Origin of the sequence: uncultured Paraglaciecola sp., assembly GCF_913058035.1 — a bacterium.
In the GTDB taxonomy this organism is placed as follows: Bacteria; Pseudomonadota; Gammaproteobacteria; order Enterobacterales; family Alteromonadaceae; genus Paraglaciecola.
In genome coordinates this window covers 1-6098 of record NZ_CAJXPA010000211.1, presented here as the reverse complement: position 1 = coordinate 6098, position 6098 = coordinate 1, and the positions used below count along the sequence as shown (strand labels likewise).

Sequence of the window (6098 nt, the reverse complement as noted above, 5' to 3'; positions counted from 1 at the left end):
AGCTATAATTAAAATGGAATCTGACTTTGATTGGTTAGCTAAACCTCCAAGACAAAAATTATTTAAGGTTATACCATTTAAGAGACCGTCTAGTTCATTTGGATATTCACAAGCAGTAAAGGGAACTTGGGAACAATATAAAAATGAAACTGGAAATAAATTAGCAACAAGAACAAGGTTTAAAGATAGTGTGGATTTTATTGGTTGGTATACTGATAAAACTGAGTCTCTTTTAAAAATTTCTAAGAAAGTTGCCTTTAGACAATACCTTGCATATCATGAGGGGTGGGGTGGTTATAAACGAGGCAGCTATAATGGAAAATCATGGCTTAAAGACGTCGCTAAAATTGTTGATGCACGTTCCTTGCAGTATGCAACTCAGTTAAAAACCTGTGAAGAAGAGCTATCCAGAGGCTGGTTTTGGCGATTGTTTAGTTGATGTTTTAAAAATAAGTAGCAGCCATTCATTGGTCTTTACTTCATCCGAATGTTGCTCGCATATTTGGATGAAGTTAATCTATATCACAAGCATCGCATTTGTTTATCCAAGTCTGTTTATAAATAAGTTTATATAACCAACAAATTTTTATGAAATTAATAACTGGAAAATTAAAAAAAAGTACCTAATACTTTAATTTTAGTTTTTTAAGGAACTTTTTATGAAAGGAATAGTTTTCGTAAAGTTTAATGAATTTATTGAAGAACTTTGGGGAGAAGAATTCTGGGATGAAATACTAGATGAAGCTGATTTGTCAAGTGAGGGAGCTTACACTACAGTCGTCACGTACGATGACCAAGAATTATTTAAATTAATTGGTTTAGTAGCAGATAGACAAAATATATCAGAAAGGGAAGCCCAGTTTGCCTTCGGTAAATGGGTGTTTAAAGAGTTTTATAGTATTGCCCCATCAGGTGCACATGACTTTGAAGATGTGTTTGAATTTTTGCATGCAGTTCAGGATTTTATCCATGTTGAGGTGAAAAAGCTGAACCCAAATGCCTTAGTACCTGAATTCAAGTTTTTGTCTGAAACATCTAATAAACTTTCATTTCATTACATTTCCCCACGTCAGTTATGTTTTTTTTGTGAAGGTATTGTTTACGGCCTCGCCCAGCAAATTGGTCAAGCAGTCAATGTATCCCAATCTGAATGTGAACATGAAGGCGGTCAGCGTTGTGTGTTAGTGGTTGAAAAGGTGTGAAAAAACACCTAGAAACTCAAATGGGTAAGCTTGTATTGAGTGAGTTTAAGTCTGTGGAGGAACTTCAGAAACGTATTGCACTTCTCGAACGTAAAGCTGAAAGAGAAAAGAAAGCACGGAATATAGCTGAGAACCAGCTAGAGCGATACTCTCTAGAAATTTATCAAACCAATCAGTCTTTGAAAAGTGCACTGGCTTATTCTACAAAAATACGCTCTGAGCTTGAATACCTTGGTAAATCTTCAATGAGCATTGCATCTGAACTTACGCTAAACGAAATGATCGGCAAACTGGTTGAACTCACTTGTGAATACTGTGCTGCTGAATATGGGTTTTACTTTGTGACTGAATATGCACTAGAAATAGGAGATACTTTTAACAAGGCATGGAGTAAAGAGCTCGGATGGCATTGTCAAAGTGGGCTACAAAGACTCATTGGCGATAATTTACCTTTTAGTAAGACAGATATAGTAGACCCTTGGTTTGTTTCTGTTGCCAACGAAGTTAATCATCATTATTTAAAGCCGCTTGGTTATATATTGTATTTGAATTTTGCCTTATCTGGAGGCAAAACAGGCTGGCTAGCATTCTGGAGTCAAATGGAGTTAATTGATGAAGACATATTCCCAGTATTGGCAACTGCAAGAGATAACTTAACCAGTGGCATTCAAAAAAGATTAACTGATGAACGTATCTTAAGACGAAACATACAACTTCAAAATTTAGTCAATGACCTTGAAAAGGCTCAACGTCAACTCATTCAATCAGAAAAAATGGCATCACTGGGTCAGTTATCTGCTAGCGTTGCTCACGAAATTAATAACCCTATAACTTTTATCCGTTCAAATATGGAGGTTTTTAAAGAATATTTAAAAGATTACAAAAGCCTTCATGATGATATTAAAAGTGAATTGGTAAAACATAAAAATCTGGGTATGACCTCGTTTACTGCAATATGTGACAAGTTTGATCTAACATACATAGATGAGGATTCTGCCGCCTTATTAATTGCCAATATTAAAGGGTTGGATAGGGTGAGAGATATTGTAGAAGATTTAAAAAGTTTCTCTCATGCCGGAGATCCTAAGCTGATCAAAGTGTCTCTTAATAAATGTGTTGATGCTGCGTTAAGAATTGCTGGAAACGTATTTAAATATGAGCATCAAGTCAGTAATCGAATGACAGGATCGTGTCCTTTAGTTTTAGGTGATTTAGGCCAGTTACAGCAAGTATTTATGAACATTTTCACCAACGCAGCCTATGCGATGAGAGGAGGTGGTAAGCTAAGTATATGGCATACTCAAGATAATCAAACCGTAACAATCCATATTGAAGACACAGGGTGCGGAATTAACGAAGAAACAATTACAAAGTTATTCACCCCTTTTTTTACTACTAAGCCCTTTGGGATTGGTCTAGGTTTGTCTGTTTCTTATGTTATTCTTGAAGCGCACAGTGCGCAGGTGACCGTTGACTCTGAAATCGGCTTGGGCACTACCTTTCATATATCCTTTCCAGTGAGTATCTAAGTTTCAATCTGGTGTTCTTCTACTATTAAAGAGATCAGTTTTGATTGACTTTTTTCGAACTGTACCAGTTTTGCTATAGTCACTTTATTGAACACATGTCCTTCGGGCAATAATAAAATATGTGTGTTGTTGAACAAGTTATATTTGAGCACCATACCCGGTTCAAGTGCACCAGTGAGAATTTGTTTTTCGAAAAATTCGTCAGAAACAATATTATCTGTATTGAACAATATCTCAAGTATCTCAGGGTCATATCGTATATTGGCGAACTTCTTCATTTCTGTTTTTACTTGCATTTCGTTCATGTTATTTTTCGTCATTCGACCTAATGTATAACGCCAGTAATCTCTCGCAACAGATAGAATTTTTGCTCCTTTTGGGATCTGCGGGCCAAGGAGTTTGTTGGGGCCTCCACCATTGTAGCACTCAAATTGATAACTGATAATATCTGACACAGTTTGCAAGTGAAGAGCTGGTCCGAGAACTAGTTGTGCTATGTTAGTTTGATCAAAATAATCCTGTGCTTGGTTATAGTTAAGTTCGTTAAATGGCTTGGTATAAATGGCTGTATCCAAGCCCAGCAAACCAATCTCACACAACAATCCTGCGAGGGTTACATCACCGATTTCATCATCAGGTAAGGATAAATGTTTGGCTATTCTCTTGGATAGTTGGCTAACACTATTTGCAAAACCGCTATTGATATTGGGATTGATGTTAATCAGGTTGTACAACACCTTTTGCGTAGCGTTATTGTTACGTTTTATTCTATTCAGAGCAGTGTGAATTTGTTTGGTACGCAATATCACCTTATTCTCGAGGTTTTGGTTTAGCTCTTTGAGTCGAATGTTTTGATTTTTTATAAGCTTTTGTAAATATATATTTTCGATATTTAACCGAACTTTTTCCAATCCTTCTTCTATTGAATTAATGAGCTCCTTGTTATCCCATGGTTTTTGAAGATATCTGTGGATCTCGCCTTTATTGACAGCGCTAACTGTGGACTCCACATCTGTATACCCAGTCAACAAAATTCGATAGCAGTTAGGATAAGATGTCGCTACTCTTTCTAATAGTTCTGCACCAGACATAGCCGGCATTCTCATGTCAGAAATAATAAGATGAACGTCGTTCTGTTGCATCAGCTCTAATGCCTGGGCTCCACCTGAGGCAAATAACAAGTTGTAGTTTCGTTTGCGTAACAACCGTTTCATAGCATGAATGATATCTAATTCATCATCCACGCAAAGTACTGTCATAGGTGTTCTATTTACTGTAATTTTATCATTCATGAAAACGGCTCATTAACGTGCTAGTCATTATTTCTAATAGACAAATATAGTGTTGAAAAATGATACTACACTTAATTTTTTCAACGGTCTGTCAGTTTAAAGTTATGATTTGTATATAAAAATCAATTTCCATCGTACAGCAAAATAATATTCATTATGATGAGCAAAAAATATAAGCAAACATTTTTCACAAATATTGATTGTTAGTTTCAATTATATATACAAAGTTTAGACTAATTTTCGATCTAAATTTAGGAGCCGCTAATCAATATTAAATACATGAACAATATATTTTAAGCAGCCGATACCCATCACTTAGTCACTTGTGCTATAAATTATAAGCAGGTGTTCCCTGATTATTTGAACAACAAAGCTATAGCCACCAAGGTTAAGCCAGTTATTTTCGTAAACTAAAGCGATTCAGTATTTTGATTAGGGGATGAATGGTTATAAGTCGTTCGATGATTATCAAGAAACTAGCCTTGATTATCACTAACGAGGTCAGCGTTGTTGTCGTTAAGAACATTAATTTAATTAAGCGCTGTTTTTACGGGCCATTTTGGTATCGATTTAATCCAGAGCACCTCGTTATTAAAACCACTACTGCGTTTTATTTTTGATAGATAGTTAACGCCTAAAAATACCACCCGCCATATCACCAGCTTACGATGAAGCAGTATGTTGATATAACGTGGAATGATATTTTGGGTCCAAGTTTTGTAACGAGCTGTAGTGGCGTTGTGAAACAGATTTAACACCGGTGTAATAGACAAATCCGTTGGCAGAAATAAACAAACGAGTACTACGTCTCTTATTATCAACACTTAAAGTTACTTTATGTTTTATGCCTCTTAGGGGCTGTAAAATACACAAAAATAATTTTCGCACATTTTCTGGATCAGTAGCTGGATTGTTTTGGTAAAAAGTAAAAAGTAAAAAGTAAAAAGTGTTTTTGTAATCAATACCTTCATAGATATTAATCACAGGTACTTGTATCGCCAAAACATAGATATGAGAGTAGAAGGTATCTATGTTTTAACAACTTGGACCATATTTTAAAATGAATATAAAAAACTTATATATAACATAGGTTTTTTTGTGTGGTCAGGAACCTATTCTTTGACTGATAGTTTGCAATTTGCAACTCAAAACAAAATAGATTCTTAAATTAAGTCATTTAATTGCACGCTGCAGCGCGAATATTCACTTTTTACTTGATGTGAAAATGGATTGTTTATTGCATCACAAGTCTCAGGATTAATCTGAAATCAGTTTTACAAGGGTGTAACCATGAAAAATAACGTGCTGGTATTCAGTATTGCACTTAATGGCTATCAATGGCTTTATAAAGACTGTATTGCTTCTCATAAACGTTATGCAGAAAGCAATGGGTATATCTATCAAGTTGTCACTCGACCATATGCAACCTCTATTGGTGTGGAGTGCTGTTGGCTAAAGTTAACCTTAATGATTGAAGCGTTGGACAGTGGTTATGATGCTGTATTATTTGTTGACGCAGATGCCTATATCCAGACGCATACGCCTAAACTAAGCAGCGTATTACTTCCTGATAAATATGTGTATTTAGCAAAAAGTTATACAGGACGATACAACTCAGGGGTTATTTTATTAAAAAACCATAACAAGGCTCGTCGCTGGCTTAACAGTATAATAATAGCTAGGCATCAACCAATATCGGCTAAAAATGATGTAGGTTGGGGTGAAAACGGACACATTATCGAGTATACCCAGCACTGTCAGTTTGTCACTACCTTAGACAGAGTCTGGAACAATACTTACGATCCAGAACTCGATGATTATATTCGACATTTTAGTTTTGGGCCCCTACGTACTAATTTTTGGCTTAATCTAAGTCATAAAATGTTGGCCCGATTGACTAAATTATTCAGTAAATGTCATGCTTTGTTCGAGGTAATCACTCAATCTTATCCCCCCCAAGATAAACTAACTAAACTTACAGAGTTGATTTTACAGCGTTATTCTAAGTTTGGTCGTACATAGTGATAGTGTAAGCATATAAAAACATAATTATAACGTTAATCATCATAATACTG

The 6098-nt window shown here is 35.5% G+C and carries 6 protein-coding genes; 4 read left to right on the top strand and 2 right to left on the bottom strand.

Annotated elements, in window-relative coordinates; all coding sequences use genetic code 11:
• From QZ562_RS18570 to QZ562_RS18560, 3 genes are all read left to right on the top strand, one after another.
• A partial coding sequence (locus QZ562_RS18570; RefSeq protein ID WP_293763513.1) for a hypothetical protein occupies window positions 1–439 on the top strand: 439 nt, incomplete at its 5' end.
• 220 nt (window positions 440–659) lie between these two features.
• A complete protein-coding gene (locus QZ562_RS18565) occupies window positions 660–1202 on the top strand; it encodes a heme NO-binding domain-containing protein (RefSeq protein WP_293763511.1) in 543 nt (180 codons plus the stop codon).
• On the top strand, window positions 1199–2731 hold the full coding sequence (locus tag QZ562_RS18560) for an ATP-binding protein (protein WP_293763509.1): 1533 nt from the start codon (window positions 1199–1201) through the stop codon (window positions 2729–2731). The genes QZ562_RS18565 and QZ562_RS18560 overlap by 4 nt, the downstream gene beginning before the upstream one ends.
• On the opposite strand, the gene QZ562_RS18555 is transcribed toward QZ562_RS18560, so the two are convergent.
• Window positions 2728–4023, bottom strand: a complete 1296-nt coding sequence (locus QZ562_RS18555; RefSeq protein WP_293763507.1) for a response regulator — start codon at window positions 4021–4023, stop codon at window positions 2728–2730. The genes QZ562_RS18560 and QZ562_RS18555 overlap by 4 nt on opposite strands.
• 663 nt (window positions 4024–4686) lie before the next feature.
• A complete protein-coding gene (locus QZ562_RS18550) occupies window positions 4687–5007 on the bottom strand; it encodes a hypothetical protein (protein WP_293763505.1) in 321 nt (106 codons plus the stop codon).
• Between the two features lie 306 nt (window positions 5008–5313).
• Here QZ562_RS18550 and QZ562_RS18545 point away from each other — a divergent pair, with 306 nt between their 5' ends.
• Window positions 5314–6045 carry a hypothetical protein gene (locus QZ562_RS18545; RefSeq protein ID WP_293763503.1) on the top strand — a complete coding sequence of 244 codons (732 nt, stop codon included), beginning with the start codon at window positions 5314–5316 and terminating at the stop codon, window positions 6043–6045.
• Window positions 6046–6098: the final 53 nt, after the last annotated feature.